17 protein-coding genes are annotated in these 19296 nt (G+C 66.8%); 2 read left to right on the top strand and 15 right to left on the bottom strand.

The window, feature by feature from the left end:
• Window positions 1-242: 242 nt before the first annotated feature.
• The 11 genes from hutG to AB4061_RS19530 form a co-directional block, all read right to left on the bottom strand.
• Entirely contained in the window at window positions 243-1058 is an 816-nt protein-coding gene (gene hutG, locus AB4061_RS19580) for an N-formylglutamate deformylase (RefSeq protein WP_441636652.1), read from the bottom strand.
• A gap of 100 nt (window positions 1059-1158) precedes the next feature.
• Window positions 1159-2559 (bottom strand): formimidoylglutamate deiminase, encoded by a 1401-nt coding sequence (locus AB4061_RS19575; RefSeq protein ID WP_441636650.1) that lies wholly within the window; start codon window positions 2557-2559, stop codon window positions 1159-1161.
• A complete protein-coding gene (hutI, locus tag AB4061_RS19570) occupies window positions 2556-3848 on the bottom strand; it encodes an imidazolonepropionase (RefSeq protein WP_441636648.1) in 1293 nt (430 codons plus the stop codon). The genes AB4061_RS19575 and hutI overlap by 4 nt, the downstream gene beginning before the upstream one ends.
• Window positions 3845-4456, bottom strand: coding sequence for a HutD/Ves family protein (locus AB4061_RS19565; RefSeq protein ID WP_441636646.1), 612 nt, complete (start codon window positions 4454-4456; stop codon window positions 3845-3847). The genes hutI and AB4061_RS19565 overlap by 4 nt, the downstream gene beginning before the upstream one ends.
• On the bottom strand, window positions 4453-6174 hold the full coding sequence (hutU, locus tag AB4061_RS19560) for a urocanate hydratase (RefSeq protein ID WP_441636644.1): 1722 nt from the start codon (window positions 6172-6174) through the stop codon (window positions 4453-4455). The genes AB4061_RS19565 and hutU overlap by 4 nt, the downstream gene beginning before the upstream one ends.
• 167 nt (window positions 6175-6341) lie before the next feature.
• On the bottom strand, window positions 6342-7922 hold the full coding sequence (hutH, locus tag AB4061_RS19555) for a histidine ammonia-lyase (protein WP_441636642.1): 1581 nt from the start codon (window positions 7920-7922) through the stop codon (window positions 6342-6344).
• A gap of 76 nt (window positions 7923-7998) precedes the next feature.
• Window positions 7999-8772, bottom strand: coding sequence for a histidine utilization repressor (hutC, locus tag AB4061_RS19550; protein ID WP_416049599.1), 774 nt, complete (start codon window positions 8770-8772; stop codon window positions 7999-8001).
• Window positions 8773-8787: 15 nt separating this feature from the next.
• Entirely contained in the window at window positions 8788-9567 is a 780-nt protein-coding gene (locus AB4061_RS19545) for an ABC transporter ATP-binding protein (protein ID WP_441636640.1), read from the bottom strand.
• A complete protein-coding gene (locus tag AB4061_RS19540) occupies window positions 9564-10436 on the bottom strand; it encodes an ABC transporter permease (RefSeq protein ID WP_441636638.1) in 873 nt (290 codons plus the stop codon). The genes AB4061_RS19545 and AB4061_RS19540 overlap by 4 nt, the downstream gene beginning before the upstream one ends.
• A 13-nt stretch (window positions 10437-10449) precedes the next feature.
• Window positions 10450-11421 carry an ABC transporter substrate-binding protein gene (locus tag AB4061_RS19535; RefSeq protein ID WP_441636636.1) on the bottom strand — a complete coding sequence of 324 codons (972 nt, stop codon included), beginning with the start codon at window positions 11419-11421 and terminating at the stop codon, window positions 10450-10452.
• 455 nt (window positions 11422-11876) lie between these two features.
• A complete protein-coding gene (locus AB4061_RS19530; protein WP_441636634.1) occupies window positions 11877-12857 on the bottom strand; it encodes an NAD-dependent epimerase/dehydratase family protein in 981 nt (326 codons plus the stop codon).
• Window positions 12858-12866: 9 nt separating this feature from the next.
• On the opposite strand from AB4061_RS19530, the gene AB4061_RS19525 reads away from it, so the two are divergent.
• Entirely contained in the window at window positions 12867-13940 is a 1074-nt protein-coding gene (locus AB4061_RS19525) for a CDP-6-deoxy-delta-3,4-glucoseen reductase (protein WP_441636632.1), read from the top strand.
• A 265-nt stretch (window positions 13941-14205) separates the two neighbouring features.
• The gene (locus AB4061_RS19520; protein ID WP_253929569.1) at window positions 14206-15393 is read left to right on the top strand and encodes an acetylornithine transaminase; all 1188 of its coding nucleotides are present in this window, start codon (window positions 14206-14208) and stop codon (window positions 15391-15393) included.
• 109 nt (window positions 15394-15502) lie between these two features.
• Here the strand turns inward: AB4061_RS19520 and AB4061_RS19515 are convergent, their stop codons facing one another.
• Genes AB4061_RS19515 through AB4061_RS19500 form a run of 4 tightly spaced genes read right to left on the bottom strand, consistent with a single transcriptional unit; the run spans window position 15503 to window position 19134 of the window.
• The gene (locus tag AB4061_RS19515; RefSeq protein ID WP_441636630.1) at window positions 15503-16219 is read right to left on the bottom strand and encodes an ABC transporter ATP-binding protein; all 717 of its coding nucleotides are present in this window, start codon (window positions 16217-16219) and stop codon (window positions 15503-15505) included.
• Between the two features lie 15 nt (window positions 16220-16234).
• Window positions 16235-17011, bottom strand: a complete 777-nt coding sequence (locus tag AB4061_RS19510; RefSeq protein ID WP_441636628.1) for an ABC transporter ATP-binding protein — start codon at window positions 17009-17011, stop codon at window positions 16235-16237.
• A gap of 13 nt (window positions 17012-17024) precedes the next feature.
• Window positions 17025-18185 carry an ABC transporter permease subunit gene (locus AB4061_RS19505; RefSeq protein WP_441636626.1) on the bottom strand — a complete coding sequence of 387 codons (1161 nt, stop codon included), beginning with the start codon at window positions 18183-18185 and terminating at the stop codon, window positions 17025-17027.
• 13 nt (window positions 18186-18198) lie between these two features.
• The gene (locus tag AB4061_RS19500) at window positions 18199-19134 is read right to left on the bottom strand and encodes a branched-chain amino acid ABC transporter permease (protein WP_043349266.1); all 936 of its coding nucleotides are present in this window, start codon (window positions 19132-19134) and stop codon (window positions 18199-18201) included.
• Between the last annotated feature and the right edge of the window lie 162 nt (window positions 19135-19296).

The following is a 19296-nucleotide window of genomic DNA, read 5'->3' as shown; positions in this document are numbered from 1 at the left end:
GTTCGGTCTGGAGGCCCCCCCCCTCTCATCAGACTCTTTTCTGCCTGACCCACACTACCGTCTCGCCACCTCGCGCTCCACTGCGGGGACGGGGCGCGTTCATACCATCTTCTCTTTACGAGTAAAGAGAAGTGACATCTCACACGTTCCAAAACGGCCAACACCGTACAGCCGCGACAGCAGCTAGAAGCAGTAAAACCCCGCCCACAAGAGACACCCCCGCGTCAGCGGGGCTAGAAGCCTTAACGCGCTTCCACGTACCCCAACACCGTCTCCAGCATCGTCTTCAGCGTGGGCTGAATGCGTGTGGCCCGCGCTTCGTCATAGGCAAAGGGATAGGTCTCGCTCATATAGGCCGACTGCGTCAACTCCAGCTGCACGGCTTGCACGCCCTGGGCCGGCGCCCCGTACTGCCGCGTGATATAGCCACCCTTGAAGCGCCCGTTCAGCACCGACGTATAGCCAGGCAACGCGCCCGCGATATCCAGCAACTGGTTGGCCAGCGCGGCGTCGCAGCTGGCACCATTGGCGGTGCCCAGGTTGAAGTCGGTCAGCTTGCCTTCAAAAAAGCGCGGCAGCACCGAGCGGATCGAATGCGCGTCCCACAGCGCCACGGTACCGTGCTCGGCGCGCAAGCGGGCCAGTTCCCCGGCGAGCGCGCCGTGGTACGGACGCCAGATGGCGTCGCGGCGCGCGGCGATTTCATCGTCGGCGGGCAGGCTGCCGGCGTCGGCGTAGATCGGCGTCTTGTCGAAGGTATCGACCGGGCACAGGCCGGTGGTGTCCTGGCCGGGGTAGAGATTGGCGTTGTCGGGCGGGCGGTTCAGGTCCACCACGTAGCGCGAGTGGGTGGCCACCAGGATGGAGGCGCCGAGCTCGCGCGCGAAATCGTACAGGCGCTCCAGGTGCCAGTCGGTATCGGGCACGGTGCGTGCCTCGGCGGTCAGCCGGTCGGACACGGAGGCCGGCAGGTGGGTGCCGACGTGCGGCATCGACACCAGCATCGGGCGCGTGCCGCGATGCAGGGTGAAAGCGGGGGTATCGGTCGAGAAGGCCATGTTTTCTTGTTTGCTACTTTGCAACATAAAGGCGCAGTGCCCATCAATGCGGGCCTGAAGCTTGTAGCGTCAAGCGTCAGGCCGCGTGGTGCACCGGGTTTTAGTCAGTCAGCAGGCTTGCGCGCGCAGCGGCGAAGCGCTTGCCAGCGTCGGCCTGCAAGGCGTGCATACCATGCTGCACGCGCGTGCGGCCCGCCGTGCGGACTTCCGCTAGTGTCTCATGCCCATGGTTGGTGAACACATGGACCGCCAGCGCCTGGCTGCCCGACAAACCCGAGAGCGTGGCATGCGCGCCGTCCAGCACGACGAAATCCGCCTGCTGCCCGACAGCAATCGCGCCGATATCCCGGCCCGACGCGCGCGCGCCGCCAAAGGCCGCATCGAGGTAAAGGCGGTCCGCCACCTGCTTGTGCGCGTCCGATGCCAGCACATTGCGCTTTTGCAGCGCCAGCCGCTGGCCGTACTCGAACAGCCGCAGCTCTTCCACCACGCTGACGCTGGCGTGGCTGTCCGAGCCGATGCCCCAGACACCGCTCTGCCCGAGGTAGGGCGCGGCATCGAATACCCCATCGCCCAGGTTGGCTTCGGTGGTCGGGCAGATGCCGGCCACCGCGCCGCTGTGCGCCAGCCGCCGCCGTTCGTCCCAGTCCAGGTGCGTGGCATGCACCAGGCACCAGCGCGCGTCCACCTCGGCATGGTCGAGCAGCCACGCCACCGGGCGTGCGCCAGTCAGCGTGATGCACTCGTCGACCTCGCGCTGCTGCTCGGCGATATGGATGTGCACCGGCGCTGTTGCATCCAGCGCGCGCAGGCCCGCCACGGCGTCGGCAAGGCTCTTCGGCGGCACCGCGCGCAGCGAGTGCGGGGCAAGTCCCAGGCGGGCCTGGCCATGGCATTGCGGAGCCAGCCGGCCAAGCAAGGCGAGCATGGCGTCAGTCTCATGCAGGAAGCGGCGCTGATCCGGCACCGCGGGCTTGCCGCCGAAGCCGGCCGTCTGGTACAGCACCGGCAGCAGCGTGATGCCGATGCCGGCCGCCTGCGCGGCGCGCAGCAGGCGCAGCGACATCTCGGCGGGGTCGGCGTAAGGCTTGCCGTCCGTGTCGTGATGCACATAGTGGAATTCGCAAACGCTGGTGTAGCCCGCGCGCAGCATCTCGATATAGAGCTGCGTGGCGATGGCTTCCAGCGTATCGGGCGAAAGCCGCAGCGCGAAGCGGTACATCAGCTTGCGCCAGCTCCAGAAGGAATCGCTCTCCTGGCCGTCGGCCAGTGTCTCGCTGCGGAACTCGGTCAACCCGGCAAAGCCGCGCTGGAAGGCGTGCGAATGCAGATTGGGCATGCCCGGCAACAGCGGCCCGGCGGCGCGCGGCACGTCCACGGCGGGTTCCGCGCCGGCCTGCACCGTCGTAAATGCGCCGGCGTCGTCCCAGGCCAGCAGCACATTGCTGGCCCAGCCGGTGGGCAGCAAGGCCTGCGTGGCGAACAGGCTTCCGGCGCTCATGGCCGCACTCCTTGCGCTAGCGTGGCGGCGGGATAGACCTTGCCCTGGCGCACCACGGCGGCGGCCGGATTGCGCCCGAACCAGTAGGCCAGCTCGGCCGGCGAATCGACATGCCACAGCACGAAATCGGCGGCGCGCCCGGCGGCCAGCAAGCCGTGCCGGCCGGCCGCGCCCAGCGCGCGCGCGGCGTGCGTGGTGACACCTGCCAGCACTTCCGGCACGGTCAGCCTGAACAGGGTGCACGCCATATTCATCATCAGCAGCAGCGAAGTGACGGGTGACGTACCGGGATTGTGATCGGTGGAGATCGCCATCGGCACGCCATGCCGGCGCAGCAGGTCGATCGGCGGCAGGTTGGTGTCACGCAGGAAATAATAGGCGCCAGGCAGCAAGACCGCCACCGTGCCCGACTCGGCCATGGCAACGACGCCGGCCTCATCCAGGTGTTCCAGGTGATCGGCCGACAGCGCGCGGTAACGCGCCGCCAGCGCGGTGCCACCCAGGTTGCTGAGTTGCTCGGCGTGCAGCTTGACGCGCAAGCCGTGGCGCTCGGCGGCCTGGAACACGCGCTCGGTCTGCGCCAGGCTGAAGCCCACGGATTCGCAGAAGGCGTCCACCGCATCGATGAGGCCCTCTTCGGCCAGCGCGGGCATCATGGTTTCGCACACCAGCGTGATGTAGTCGTCGGCGCGGCCCGCGTATTCCGGCGGCAGCGCGTGCGCGCCGAGGAAAGTGGTGTGCACCGTCACGCCAAAGGCCTCGCCCAGGCGGCGCGCCACGCGCAGCTGCTTGCGCTCGCTGGCGAGGTCCAGGCCGTAGCCGGACTTGATCTCCAGCGTGGTCACGCCTTCGGCCAGCAGCGGCGCAAGACGCGCGCCGGCCAGCGCGAACAGCGTGTCTTCATCGGCGGCGCGGGTGGCGCGCACGGTGGAGACGATGCCGCCGCCGGCGCGCGCGATTTCCTCATAGCCTGCACCAGCCAGGCGCATGGCGAATTCATCGGCGCGCTGCCCGCCATACACCAGGTGGGTGTGGCAGTCGACCAGGCCCGGCGTGATCCACGCGTTGCCGGCATCGTGGCGCGGCAGCGCTGCGTACGCCTGCGGCAGCTCGGCCTGCGTGCCGAGCCACGCGATGCGGCCTTGCTGCACGACCAGCGCGGCGTCACGGATGGCCTTGGCGGGATCCCCGTCGGGCAGCAGGTGGCAGCGATGCCAGACGCCGTCGGCGGACTTGGCAGATTCAGTGGACGAAGCGGTAACGGCGGCCTGCGCCGGGTTCAGGTTCATTGCGGGTTCTCCAACTCCAGTTCCAGGGTGACGCACAGGCATAGCGCGGGCTCCGACATCGCCTGCAGGCGATATGGCACCGCCACGCCTTCGGCAAACAGCATGCCGTCGTCGCTCGCCAGCACGGCTTGGCCGCCCTGGCCGGCAACGCCGTGGCGCCATGCCCCCTCAACCACAAACAACAGCACCACTTGCGCGCCGGGCGCGATCGTGAACTCGCCGCGCGCCGCGACCACGCTCGCGCGGCACTGGCCGCGCCGCGTCATCACATTGAAGTCCCGCGTGGCGCCATCCAGCAGCGTGGCCTGCACGCCGCGCTCGCCGGCAAAGGCAAAGGGCTCGCCAACGGCATCGAGGCGATGATCGAAGCTGCCATCGTCAGCCAGCAGGCGTACGCCCTCGCCGTCCAGCAGCACGATCTGGCGATCGATGCCGGGAAAAGCGGAGAACGGCCCATCGGCGGCGATGTCGGCCACGCTCACGCGCCACAGGAAGGCGTCCATGCCGGCGCCCGGCGGCCACGCCGCGATCTCGCGGGTGACGCCGCCGCCGTTCTTCCAGGGCCGCGCAGCCAGCGCGCCGAGCGAGAAGCGTTCGACGCCGTTCATACGCCTGCCCCCTTCGGCACCATCGGCAGGTTCAGGCCCTTCTCATGGGCGCAGTCGATCGCGCTTTCGTAGCCGGCATCGGCGTGGCGCATCACGCCGGTGGCCGGGTCGTTCCACAGCACACGCTCGATGCGCTTAGCCGCGGCGTCGGTGCCGTCGCACACGATCACCACGCCCGAATGCTGCGAGAAGCCCATGCCCACGCCGCCGCCGTGATGCAGGCTGACCCACGTGGCACCGCCCGCGGTGTTGAGCAGCGCGTTGAGCAGCGGCCAGTCGGACACCGCATCGGAGCCGTCGCGCATGGCTTCGGTCTCGCGGTTGGGGCTGGCAACCGAGCCGCAATCCAGGTGGTCGCGGCCGATCACGATCGGCGCCTTCAGCTCGCCGTTCTTCACCATCTCGTTGAAGGCCAGGCCCGCGCGGTGGCGCTCGTCCAGCCCCACCCAGCAGATGCGCGCGGGCAGGCCCTGGAAGGCGATGCGGTCGCGCGCCATGTCCAGCCAGCGGTGCAGGTGCGCGTCTTCGGGGAACAGCTCCTTCATCTTGGCATCGGTCTTGTAGATATCCTCGGGGTCTCCCGACAGCGCGACCCAGCGGAAGGGGCCCTTGCCGCGGCAAAACAGCGGGCGGATGTACGCCGGCACGAACCCCGGGAAATCAAAGGCATTGGCCACGCCCTCGTCAAAGGCGACCTGACGGATGTTGTTGCCATAGTCCAGCGTGGGCACGCCCATCTGCTGGAAGGCCAGCATGGCCTGCACGTGCTTGACGATGGAGGCCTTGGCGGCGGCCTCGACCGACTTGGGATCGGCCGTGCGCGCGGCTTCCCATTGCGCCACCGTCCAGCCCGCCGGCAGGTAGCCGTTGACCAGGTCGTGCGCCGAGGTCTGGTCGGTGACGATGTCCGGGCGCATGCCGCCGGCCTGCGCCCGCTTGACCAGTTCCGGCATGATCTCGGCAGCGTTGCCGAGCAGGCCGACGGAGATGGCCTGCTTGTTGCGCGTGGCTTCTTCGATCATGGCCAGCGCTTCGTCGATGCTGGTGGCCTTCTTGTCGACATAGCGCGTGCGCAGGCGGAAGTCGATACGCGACTCCTGGCACTCGATGGCCAGCACACAAGCGCCGGCCAGCACGCCGGCCAGCGTCTGCGCGCCGCCCATGCCGCCGAGACCTGCCGTGAGGATCCACTTGCCGGTGAGATCGTTGTTGTAGTGCTGGCGGCCGGCTTCGACAAAGGTTTCGAAGGTGCCCTGCACGATGCCCTGCGTGCCGATATAGATCCACGAGCCGGCAGTCATCTGGCCGTACATCATCAGGCCGGCGCGGTCCAGCTCGTTGAACTTGTCCCAGGTGGCCCAGTGCGGCACCAGGTTGGAGTTGGCAATCAGCACGCGCGGCGCGTCGGCATGGGTGCGGAACACGCCCACCGGCTTGCCGGATTGCACCAGCAGCGATTCTTCCTCGCCCAGGTTGCGCAGGCTATCGAGGATGGCATCGAAGCACTCCCAGTTGCGCGCCGCCTTGCCGATGCCGCCGTACACCACCAGGTCCTGCGGGCGCTCGGCCACATCGGGATCCAGGTTGTTCTGGAGCATGCGGTAGGCGGCTTCGATCAGCCAGTTCTTGCAGTGCAGCTCGGTGCCGCGCGGCGCGCGGATCTCGCGCTGGCCGCGCGGGGGTGCCGCCTTGGTGAATTGATGTTCGTTGGCGTTCATGTCTGGTTCTCCTGCGTGTTGGGTTCAACCCTGCGCTGCGGTGATTTTTGGGGCCTCGCATTCGGGGGCGCCCGCCCTCTCCCGTCACGGGGATAGAGTTGGGGAGAGGGGCGGTTTGACTAGGAGCCACTTGAAGCGAAGCCAATTGTTTTCTTCAGCACGGCGGCTTACGCCACGCCCACCTGCGACGGCAGCACCTGGCGCACCGACTCGGGCCAACCGGCACCCGCATCGCCCTGCTGCACCCACAGCTTCATCGCCTCGATATCCGGCGCGAAGTAGCGGTCGCCTTCCACGAAGGCCACGCGCTCGCGGATGCGCGCGATCTCGGTCTCGATCAGCGGCGAGGATTCCAGCGGGCGGTGGAACTCGATGCCCTGCGCGGCGGCCATGGCTTCGATGCCGACCACCACGGCGGTGTTCTCCGCCATATCGCCCAGGCGGCGCGCGCCGTAGGTGGCCATCGACACATGGTCCTCCTGGTTGGCCGACGTCGGCAAGCTGTCCACGCTGGCAGGGTGCGCCAGCGACTTGTTCTCGGAGGCCAGCGCGGCGGCAGTGACCTGCGCGATCATGAAGCCCGAATGCAGGCCGCCGTCGCGCACCAGGAACGGCGGCAGGCCGGACAGGCCGGTATCGAGCAGCAGCGCGAGGCGGCGCTCGGAGATCGCGCCGATCTCGGCGATGGCCAGCGCGATGATGTCGGCGGCAAACGCCACCGGCTCGGCGTGGAAGTTGCCGCCCGAGATCACGTCGCCCTGCTCCGGGAACACCAGCGGATTGTCGGACGCGGCGTTGGCCTCGATCTGCAGCACGCGCGCGGCGTGTTGCAGGTTGTCCAGGCAGGCGCCCATCACCTGCGGCTGGCAGCGGATGGAGTACGGGTCCTGCACGCGGCCGCAGCTCACATGCGAGTCCACGATCTTGCTGCCATCGAGCAGCGTGCGCACTGCGCCGGCCACGGCAATCTGGCCGGCCTGGCCGCGCGCGGCGTGGATGCGCGCGTCAAACGGCTTGACCGAGCCTTTGATGGCTTCGAGCGACAGCGCGCCCGCCACCAGCCCGGCAGCGAAGATGTCTTCGGCGGCAAACAGGCCCGCCAGCGCCAGCGCGGTGGAAACCTGCGTGCCGTTGAGCAGCGCCAACCCTTCCTTGGGGCCTAGCGTGAAGGGTGCCAGGCCAGCGTGGGCCAGCCCTTCGGCGGCCGGGCGGCGCACGCCGTCGATCATCACCTCGCCCACGCCGATCAGCGTGCACGACATATGCGCCAGCGGCGCGAGATCGCCGGACGCCCCCACCGAGCCCTTGGCCGGAATGCACGGCGTGACGCCGGCGTTGGCCAGCGCCAGCAGCGCCTCGATGATTTCGGGACGGATGCCGGAATGGCCGCGCGCCAGGCTCACGGCCTTGATCGCCAGAATCAGCCGCACGGTGTCGCTGTTCAGGTCCGCGCCGGTGCCCACGCTGTGCGACAGCACCAGGTTGCGCTGCAGCTCCGCCAGCTTGTCATGCGCAATGCGCGTTTGCGCCAGCTTGCCGAAGCCGGTGTTGATGCCGTAGACCACCGCATCGGCGTCGATGATGTCCTGCACGGTGGCCTGGGATGCGCGCACGCCAGCCCACGCGGATGCATCCATCGCCAGGCTCACTTCGCCGCGATGGATGCGGCGCAGGTCGGCCAGCGTGACGGAGCCGGGCTGCAAGGTCAGCAGCGGGCGGGAAGTTTGGTTGGCTTGGGTGGCGCTCATTTGTATGTCCCTGTCTATACAGCCGGGTTCGTGCGTTGGCTGGTGGATCTGAAAAAACTAACGGCCCTCGGCGGGTTCAGCCGAAGGCCGGATTGCCATCGGCGCGGAATCGGCTGCCTAGGCGGTAACGGTTGCCTGGGTGCAGGCAACGTACAAAGGTCACGGGGGTGCCGCCCGTCCAGGTGCGGCGGGTCAGCAGCAGGCACGGCTGGGTAGCCGGCATTTCCAGTTGGGTGGCCTGCTCCGCCGTGGCGGAAATGGCATCGACCACGTGTTCGATCTGGTCGTAGGGCACATGGCGCAGCAGGTATTCGCCCGGCTTCACCGCATCGGCGGCAGCGAAATCCTGGTTGATGAAGTCCGGCGCGACGCGCGGGTTCACATAGCGGTCTTCGAGCTGCACCGGCACGCCGTCCTCGCGGTGCACGCACACGGAGTGGAACACCGATTCACCGGTGCGCAAGTCCAGCGCGGCCGCGACCTCGATGGAGGCAGCCACGCGTTCCACCACCATGACGTCGCAGGCGTAGTCGTGCCCGCGCATGCGGATCTCATCCTGCAGGTTGACCACGTTGAGCAGCGTCGACTGCGGCTTGTGCTCCGCCACGAAGGTTCCCACGCCGGCCACGCGCACCACCCTGCCCTGCTCGGCCAGCTCGCGCAGCGCGCGGTTCACCGTCATGCGCGACACGCCAAAGCGCGTGACCAGTTCCTGCTCGGATGGCACGCGGTCGCCCGGCTGCCACGCGCGGCTCTGGATATGGCGCGCGATGTACTCCTTCACCTGCTGGTAGAGCGCGGCGGGAGTGGCATCGGGAACGCCCCGGCGGTTGGCGGTGGCAGCTTTCATGGCTTGGCTGGCAACTCAGTGCTCCGCGGAGGCCATGGCCTCGGCGCGGATTTCCTCGGTCAGCACCGCCTTGAGTTCCGAGAACGCCGGCGAGGTCTTGATCGTGTAGTGGCGCGGGTGCGGAAAATCCACGTCGATGGTGCGCTTGATGCGCCCCGGCCGCGCCGAGAACACGGCAACGCGGTTGGCCATGAAGATGGCCTCGTCGATATCGTGCGTGACGAACAGCACCGTCTTGCGCGAGGCTTCCCAGATGCCCAGCAGCAGTTCCTGCATCAGCACGCGGGTCTGGTTGTCCAGCGCGCCGAAGGGCTCGTCCAGCAGCAGGATCTTGGGGTCGTTGGCCAGCGCCCGGGCAATGGCCGTGCGCTGCTGCATGCCGCCCGAGAGCTGCTTGGGGAAATGATGCTCGAAGCCGCGCAGGCCCACGCGCTGGATAAAGAAGTCGCTGCGCTCGCGCTGGCCGGCCTCGCTCATGCCGCGCTCGCGCAGGCCAAAGCGCACGTTCTGCTCGATGGTCAGCCACGGGAACAGCGTGTACGACTGGAACACCATGCCACGCTCCGCGCCCGGGCCGGTGACTTCCTGCCCGTCGAGCAGCACGCGCCCGGTGGTGGGCGTATCCAGCCCGGCGACGATGCGCAGCAGCGTGGACTTGCCGCAGCCCGAGGGGCCGAGGATGGTGACGAAGTCGTTGTCCGCCACTTCGAAATCGGTCGGCTGCAACGCCAGGGTCTGGCCGCCGCGCGGATTGACGAAGGTACGCGAGACCTGCTGGATGGACAGCGCGCTCATTTGATCGAACTCCACGGGAACAGGCGCTGGTTGGCCAGCTTGAAAGCCAGGTCGGAGACCAGGCCGATGCAACCGATCACGATAATGCCGAAGATGATCTGCCCGGTGTTGAGCAGCGCCTGGCTGTCGGTGATCATGTGGCCAATGCCGGAGGACGAGCCGATCAGCTCGGCGACGATGACATAGGTCCAGGCCCAGCCCAGCACCAGGCGCAGGATCTCGGCGATTTCCGGCGCGGCGCCCGGGATCAGCACGCGCCGCACGATGCCACTGCTGTTGGCGCCCAGCGTGTAGGCCGCCTCCACCAGGTCGCGCCGTGCGCCGCCCACCGTCACTGCCACCATCAGCACGATCTGGAAGAACGAGCCGATAAAGATCACCAGTACCTTCTGCGCTTCGCCGATGCCGGCCCACAGGATCAGCAGCGGAATAAAGGCCGACGCCGGCAGGTAGCGGCAAAACGAGACGAAGGGCTCGAAGAACGCCTCCGCCGCCTTGTACGCGCCCATGAAGATGCCCAGCGGCACGGCCAGCACAGCGGCCAGCACGAAGCCGCCCAGCACGCGCCATACCGTCATGCCGATGTCGCCGATGAAGTTGTACTCGGCGAACAGCAGCACACCTTCGTGGGCCATGGTCATCGGGTCGGCCAGGAAGGTGCGCGGCACCATGCCGCCCAGGGTCACCGCCGCCCACACGGCAAAGAACACCACAAAGAACGACAAGCCCAGGACCCAGCGCGCACGCTGGGTGACCGGCGCCAGCGGCGCCATCCAGGGATGCCGGCGCGCGGCCGCCGGAGTCACCGCGGCGGGAGCGGGCGTTGTAGCCGCACCGGCGGCGGGCGAACCAATGTGAACCTGCGTCATGGCACCGGCCTCGTTACTTGATAAAGCGCGCGTCGTACAGCGCCGTGACGTCCGGCACCTGGCGAATCACGCCGATCTCCAGCAGCACCTGCGCCGCTTCCTTGCTGAAGCTGGCCAGCTCGCCGCCGAAGAATTTGCGGTTGGCGTCACGATCCTGCCAGCGCAGGTAGGCGGACGACTTGGCGAACTGCTCGCCGCTTTGCTTGACCGCCGCGCCCATGATGTCGTTAGCCTTGGCCGGGTCCTGCTTGATCATGTCGAGCGCTTCGAAGTAGCTGTCCACCAGCGCTTGCGCGGCCTTGGGGTTGTCCTTGAGCCACTTGGGCGCGCAGCCCAGCGTGTCCATCACCATCGGGTAGTCCAGCGTGGTGGCGAGGATCTTGCCCTTGTCCGGGTTCTGGCGCACCGACGACAGGTACGGCTCATACGTCATGGCAGCATCGTTCTGGCCCGAGACGAAGGCCTGCGCGGCGGCTTGCGGCGACAGCGTGGTGGTCTTCACGTCCTTCAGGCTCATGCCGTTCTTCTTGAGCATCCAGGCCAGGCCGAAGTAAGGCGCGGTGCCCGGCGCGTCCACGCCGATGGTCTTGCCCTTGAGGTCGGCAAAGCCTTTGACGTCACCGCGCACGGCCAGGCCATCGGCACCGTAGGACTTGTCGAGCTGCACGATCTGGGTGATGGGCACGCCGTTGGCGTTCCAGGCCACATGGGTCTCGACCGTGGTGGCAGCGCACTGGATGGCGCCCGAGGCGAGTGCCAGGTGACGGTCCTTCTGCGGAATCATCTTGATGTCGACGTCGACACCATGCTTCTTGAAGATGCCGGCCTTGTCGGCCAGCGTCAGCGGCGCGAAGCCAGTCCAGCCGCTCATGCCGAGCGTGACCTGCGTGGCTTGCGCTTGCGCGGTGCCTGCGGCACCCAGCGTGGCGACGACTGCTGCAACGGCGGCGGCTAGCGGCTTACCGCTACGGATACGAAATCCCATCTTCCTGGCTCCTTTGGTGTGATGCGAACGAGGCCGCGCCAGCGTTGGCGGCGGCCGGACCGCCCGGCTCGGGCGGCGCCGTACTTGCGGCGCCGGTCATTTGCCAGGCAATTTAGCAACGCTGTATATACAAGTCAATGCGGTAGTTAACCCGAGGCGAAACGCAGAACTGGCGTGGCCGGCACTTACGCACCGCCGGGCCTGGAACGGCACGAAACGAGCACAAAACCGCGACGTTACGGGATCAGGCCGGGTGCCCGCCGATGCCCGCTGGCGGGGCATCCGCCCCTTGCCGCATTCGCCTCCGCGCACCAGATCCGCGCACAGCTACGCCGAATGCATCACTTGCTGTCTATACAGGATCGAGCGGCAACACCAATGCAAGCGGCGTGCCACGGGGCGCCGCCGGGATGCGAAAGGAACGCGCTCCCGGGCGATCCCGAGGGCACCCGAATTCAGGCGTCGAAAAAGGAGGCCACGGTGGGATAGCGCAGCCGCAGGCGCAGCTCGCGTTTGAGACGGGCGTTTTCCAGCCGGCGCGATTCGCTCATGAAGCTGAGCAAGGTTGGCTCCACGGCTTCGCGCAGTTGCGCGCGCGCAAGGCGCGGCGGGCGGGGCAGGCCGCGGCGGTCGGCCACCAGGTCGAAGTAATCGGCCATGCGCATTTCCGAATCGTCGCTGGCATGCACCACCCGCTGCGAGCGGCCGCGGAACAGCGACGCCACCATGGTGCGGGCCAGGTCCAGGGCATGGATGTGGTTGGTATAGACGTCGTCCTGCGGCGCCAGCGCCGGCGTGCCCTTGGCCAGGCGGGCCAGCGGCAGCCGGTCCTCGGCATAGATGCCGGGAATGCGCACGATGGAAGCACGCCAGCCGGCATGGCGGCCAAAGTCCCGCACGGCCTGCTCGGCCGCCACGCGGCGCCGGGCGCGCGCGGTTTGCGGGCGCACCGCCTGCGATTCCGCCAGCCTGGCGCCGCCCCGGTCGCCATACACGCCCGAGGTGCTGGCATAGACGAACGCGGGCGGCGCGGCGCTTCGGCCAGACCTGCCGTAGCGGCGGTCGGGTAGAATAGCGGGCTTGGCAGACCATCCGCCAGGCCGCGCGGCGGACTGCCGCCAGGCACCGCGCCGCAAGGCGCGCAGCAGCGCCAGCGTGCGGGGATCGCTCTCGCCGCGGGACGGCGGCGGCGCCAGGTGCAGCACCTTGTCGGCCAGCCCGGACAGACGCGCCAGCGTGGCGGGCCGGTCCAGGTCGGCTACCAGCGGCACGGCGCCGTTGTCCCGCAGTTCAGTGCGGCGGGACGGCTGCGAAGTGATGGCAAAGACGCGCCAGCGCGTCGATAGAATACGCAGGCAACGCGTGCCCACATCCCCACAGCCAACGATGAGTAGGCGCGGGCGACCCAGGCGGCGTCGCGACAGATTTTTGCTCATAGAGTGATTATGGCTTATCAAGTTACCGTCATGCCCAGCGGCCGCACGTTCGAAGCGGCCGCGGATGAAACCATCCTTACCGCGGCCCTGCGCCACAGCATTGGCCTGCCCTACGGCTGCAAGAACGGCGCATGCGGATCCTGCAAGGGCCGTGTCACCGCTGGCGGCATCGAGCAGGGCGATCATGCCGCTTCCGCGCTGTCCGCGCAGGAAAAGACCGAGGGCCGCGCGCTGTTCTGCTGCGCCAAGCCCACCTCGGACATCACCATCGAATGCCGCGAGGTGCAAGGCGCCGGCGACATCCCCATCAAGAAGGTGCCGTGCCGCGTCGCCACGCTGGAACGCGTGGCCGACGACGTCATCGTGACCCGCCTGCAACTGCCCGCCACCGAGCGCATGCAGTTCCTGGCCGGCCAGTATGTCGAGTTCCTGCTGCGCGACGGCAAGCGCCGCAGCTACTCCATCGCCACGCCACCGCACCAGGATGGCCCGATCGAGCTGCACATCCGCCACATGCCCGGCGGCACCTTCACCGACTACGTGTTCGGCGCCAGGGAAGGCCAGCCGGTCATGAAGGAGCGCGACATCCTGCGCTTCGAAGGCCCGCTCGGCAGCTTCTTCCTGCGTGAAGACTCCGACAAGCCCATCATCCTGCTGGCCTCAGGCACCGGCTTCGCGCCGATCAAGGCCATCGTCGAGCACGCGGTCTACACCGGCATCACCCGCCCGATGACGCTGTACTGGGGCGGGCGCCGCCCGCACGATCTCTATATGCACGCGCTGTGCGAGCAATGGGCGCGCGAGCTGCCCAACTTCCGCTACGTGCCGGTGATCTCCAACGCCCAGGACAGCGACGACTGGGACGGCCGCACCGGCTTTGTCCACGAGGCCGTGATGGAAGACCATCCCGACCTGTCCGGTTTCGAGGTCTACGCCTGCGGCGCGCCGGTGATGATCAACGCCGCGCGCAAGGACTTTTCCCTGCGCTGCGACCTGCACGAGGATGCCTTCTTCGCCGACTCGTTCACGTCGGAAGCGGACATGCATCCGGCAGGCTCGGTACCGGCGGCACCGGCGGCCTGAGCGCCCCGCTGCCGTTCCCAAGCTACAACAATGCCCGGCTCCGCCAAAATTCGTTTTGACAGCCGGGCGCATGGCCCTTATATTGGCGGCCATGAACTACGCTATCAACAACCGACGCAGCTACCGTACGTCGCTCCCCACCGGGGTGCCTCGCGGCTGACCGTCCATAGCTTCTGTTCAGGTCAACAAGCCACGGGCAATCCCCGTGGCTTTTTGTTTTTCTGCTCTCCTCTCCCCTGTTTCACGCCGACCCCTGGAGTCCGCCATGGCATTTGCTGAGTACCCCGTCCAATCCCTGATGTACATCACCAACCGGCCCGAGCTCGTCTTTACCGAAGGCAAGGGCTCGTGGCTCACGGATCATAACGGCAAGCGATACCTGGACTTCGTGCAAGGCTGGGCGGTCAACTGCCTGGGACACTCCAACCAGGCCATGATCGACGCGCTGGTCGACCAGTCGAAGAAGCTGTTCAACCCCAGCCCGGCGTTCTACAACGAGCCCATGCTCAAGCTGGCCAGGCAACTCACCGATGCCAGCTGCTTCGACAAGGTGTTCTTCGCCAACAGCGGCGCGGAAGCCAACGAAGGCGCGATCAAGCTGGCGCGCAAATGGGGACGCAAGCACAAGAACGGCGCGTTCGAGATCATCACCATGGACCACAGCTTCCACGGCCGCACGCTCGCCACCATGAGCGCGTCGGGCAAGGCCGGCTGGGACACCATCTTCGCGCCGCAGGTGCCGGGCTTCCCCAAGGCCGACCTGAACGACCTGGCCTCGGTCGAGAAGCTGATCAACGACAAGACCGTGGCCATCATGCTGGAGCCGGTGCAGGGCGAAGGCGGCGTGATCCCCGCCTCGCGCGAATTCATGCAAGGCCTGCGCAAGCTGGCCGACCAGCACAAGCTGCTGTTCATCGTCGACGAAGTGCAGACCGGCTGCGGCCGTTGCGGCACCATGTTCGCCTATGAGCTGTCGGGCGTGGAGCCGGACATCATGACGCTGGGCAAGGGCATTGGCGGCGGCGTGCCGCTGGCAGCCCTGCTGTGCAAGGCCGAAGTCGCCAGCTTCGAAGCCGGCGACCAGGGCGGCACCTACAACGGCAACCCGGTGATGACGGCCGTTGGCAGCGCCGTGATCTCGCAGCTGACCGCGCCCGGCTTCCTGCAAAGCGTGCAAGAAAAAGGCGCCTACCTGCGCGAGCAGTTGCTGGCGCTGACGTCCGAGTTCGGCCTGGGCGGCGAGCGCGGCGAAGGCCTGCTGCGCGCACTGGTGCTGAACAAGGACATCGGCCCGCAACTGGTGGAAGAAGCGCGCGACATGCAACCGCAAGGCCTGCTGCTGAATTCGCCGCGCCCCAACCTGCTGCGCTTCATGCCCGCGCTGAACGTGACCATCGAGGAAATCGACCAGATGATCGGCATGCTGCGCACGCTGCTGAAAAAGCTGGCCTGAGGCTCGTCCTGAGGCCGGCGCGCCGCCGGCCCGGCACCATGAAAAAAGCCCCGCAAATCGCTTGCGGGGCTTTTTCCTTGCAGCAAACTGCAGCGTCACTGGCGCAACATCACTCGCCCAGATATGCCGCGCGGACCTTCGGATCGTCCAGCATCTGCTTGGCGTCACCGCTCATGGTGACGAGACCCGACTCCATCACATAGCCGCGGTGGGCGGCCTGCAGCGCCAGCCGCGCGTTCTGCTCCACCAGCAACACGGTCACGCCCAGCGCGGAGACGTCGCGCACCACCTCGAAGATCTTCGCGACCATGATCGGAGACAGGCCCATCGAGGGCTCGTCCAGCAGCAGCAGCTTGGGCTGGCTCATCAGCGCGCGCGCCATGGCCAGCATCTGCTGCTCGCCGCCCGACATCGTGCCGGCCAGCTGGTTGGCCCGCTCCTTGAGGCGCGGGAAGATGCCGAACATGCGGTCGATGTCGGCCTTGATGCCGGCCTCGTCGGTGCGCGTGTAGGCGCCCATCTGCAGGTTCTCGGTGATGGTCATGCGCGCGAACACGCCGCGGCCTTCCGGCACCATCGCCAGCCCTTGCTTGAGCAGCGTGTAGCTGGGCACGCCCTTGATGGACTTGCCCATGTACTCCACATCGCCGCCCGCCCAGCCCTGCAGGCCGGTGATCGCCTTCATGGTGGTGGTCTTGCCGGCGCCGTTGGCACCGATCAGCGTGACCAGTTCACCGTCCTTGATCTCGAGATCGATGCCCTTGACCGCCTGGATGCCACCGTACGCGACCTTCAGGCCGGATATCTTCAGTAGTGTTTCTTTCATTGTGTCTTTCCCCCGTCAGTGCGCCGGGGTACCGAGGTAAGCCTCGATCACCGCTGGATTGCTCTGGACTTCGTGCGGCAGGCCTTGCGCGATCACCTTGCCGTAGTCGAGCACGGTCAGGCGGTTGCACAGGCCCATCACCAGCTTCACGTCGTGCTCGATCAGCAGGATGGTCTTGCCATCGCTGCGGATCTTGTCGAGCAGGCCGCGCAGTTCCACCTTCTCGGTGGCGTTCATGCCGGCTGCCGGCTCATCGAGCGCCAGCAGCTTGGGCTCGGTGGCCAGCGCCCGCGCGATTTCCAGGCGGCGCTGGTGGCCGTAGGACAGGTTGCGCGAGGTGAAGTGCGCGTACTTGCCGATGCCGACATAGTCCAGCAGGTCGTGAGCCCAGTCTTCCACCGACTCTTCTTCGCGCCGCACCGAGGGCGGACGGAATACCGCGCCAAGCAGGCCCGCCTTGGTGCGCACGTGCCGGCCCACCATCACGTTTTCCAGCGCGGTCATCTCGCCGAACAGGCGGATGTTCTGGAAGGTGCGGGCAATCCCGGCCTTGGCGACTTCGTGCACGGCGGTCGGCTGGTAGGCCTTGCCGCCCAGCACGAACTCGCCGGAGTCCGGCGTGTACAGGCCGGTAATCACGTTGAAGAAGGTGGTCTTGCCGGCCCCGTTGGGACCGATCAAGCCGTAGATCTCACCCGGCTCGATCTGCAGGCCCACATCGGACAGTGCCTGCAGGCCGCCGAATCGCTTGTTGACCCCCTGTACCGACAGGAGGAGATTCTCGTTGCTCATGATGTCCTCCTGGTCAGAAACGGCCAACGCTGCCCGGGCGGCGGATCACCGGCCGGTCTTCCTTGCGCGGCGACGGCCACAGGCCCGCCGGGCGATACAGCATCACACCCACCAGGGCCAGCCCGAACAACAGCTGGCGCAACACTTCGGCGTCGACGATGGTATGGCCGAAGAGCATGTTCTGCGCCGGCTCCGCCACGGCGCGCAGCAGTTCCTGGAAACCCACCAGCAAGATACCGCCCAGGATCACGCCAGGAATGTGACCCATGCCGCCCAGCACCACGATGGCCAGGATGTAAATGGACTCCCACAGCACAAACGACTCAGGCGACACGAAGCCTTGGAAGGCGCCGAACACCGCGCCCGACGCGCCGCCGAACGACGCGCCCATGGCAAAGGCCAGCAGCTTGATGTTGCGGGTGTTGATGCCCATCGCCTTGGCGGCGATCTCGTCTTCGCGGATGGCCACGAAGGCGCGGCCGATGCGCGAGTTCTGCAAGCGCAGGCAGATGAACACGATGGCGATCACCAGCACCACCAGCAGGTAGTAGTACATGAACACCGGCGTGAACTTCAGCCCGAAGATCTCGTGCGACTTGGAGAAATCGAAGCCAAAGATGTGGACCGGATCCACCGCGGTGATCCCCTTCGGGCCATTGGTGATGTTGAGCGGCCGGTCGAGGTTGTTCAGGAAGATGCGGATGATCTCGCCAAAGCCCAGGGTCACGATAGCGAGGTAGTCGCCGCGCAGCTTGAGCGTTGGCGCGCCGAGCAGCACGCCGAAAGTCGCCGCCACCAGCACGGCCAGCGGCAGCACGAACCACATGGAGACGTGAAAGCCATGCGGGAAGAGCTGGTGGATCCACTCGAACTGGTTGGCCAGGTGGGGCGAGCCCAGCAAGGCCATCATGTATGCGCCGACGGCATAGAAGGCGATGTAGCCGAGGTCGAGCAGGCCGGCAAAGCCCACCACGATGTTCAGGCCAAGCGCCAGCATGATGTAGATCAGCGCGAAGTCGAGCACGCGCACCCAGTAGTTGCCGCCCAGCGTCTGCACCAGGAACGGGGCGCACAAGGCGATGACCAGGAAGCCAAGCAACGCGGCCATGGTCTTGGCCGGCGTCTTGGTCAGCGGCGCAGCCTGCGCCGCCGGGGATGGAATCGGGGTATTCATGGATTCTCTCTCCTTAGGCGCGTTCGGAAACCCGCTCGCCCATGATGCCGGACGGACGGAATACAAGGACGATGATCAGCACGATGAAGGCGAACACGTCCTGGTAGTTGGAGCCAAACACCCCGTTGGTGAGATCGCCGATATAGCCGGCGCCCAGCGCTTCGATCAGGCCCAGCAGCATGCCGCCAACCATGGCGCCGGCAAGGTTGCCGATGCCGCCCAGCACCGCGGCGGTGAACGCCTTCAGGCCCGGGATGAAGCCCATGTAGAAGTGCGCATTGCCGTAGTTGGTCGCCATCATCACGCCGGCCAGCGCGGCCAGCGCCGCACCGATCATGAAGGTGGCCGAGATCACGAAGTTCGGGTTCACGCCCATCAGCCCCGCCACCTTCTGGTTCTCGGCGGTGGCGCGCATCGCGCGGCCCAGCTTGGTGCGGTTGACGAGGGTCAGCAGGCCCGCCATGACCATCAGCGCCATGCCGATGATGACGATTTCCTTGCCCGTGATGGTGGCGCCGGTCGAACCGATATCGATCGGCGACGAGGGCAGCAGCTGCGGGAAGGTCAGCGGGTTACGCGACCAGATCATCATCGCCAGGGTCTGCAGGATGATGGACACACCGATGGCGGTAATCAGCGGGGCTAGGCGGGGCGCGTTGCGCAACGGCCGGTAGGCAACCCGCTCGATGGTGTAGGCCAGCGCGGCGCAGACCGGCATGGCAATCAGCGTGGCAATCACCAGCGTGAGCCACTCCGGCAAGCCGGGGAAGAATTTCTGCAAGCCAAGTATGGCTGACAGGGCGGTCAGCGCGCCGATCATCAGCACGTCGCCGTGGGCGAAGTTGATGATCCCGAGAATGCCGTAGACCATGGTGTAGCCGAGTGCGATCAGCGCATAGATGCTGCCGAGCACCAGACCGTTCACGATCTGCTGGATAAAGATATCCATGAAAACTCCTTGCTTCCGTCCAAATTCCCTCGACATGGTGTGGATGTCGGGGGGACGTTGATATGTGGGTGGTTTGGTAGTGTCGATATTTGCTGGTAAGCGGCCTGCCTACTCCACCCATGGTAAGGATGCTGCACGTATGGCAAGGCTAAAAAAACGGCA

The organism is Cupriavidus sp. YAF13 (genome assembly GCF_052113425.1).
GTDB lineage: Bacteria > Pseudomonadota > Gammaproteobacteria > Burkholderiales > Burkholderiaceae > Cupriavidus.
Note: the sequence above shows the minus strand (reverse complement) of the source record. Positions and strands in the feature narration are given on the sequence as shown.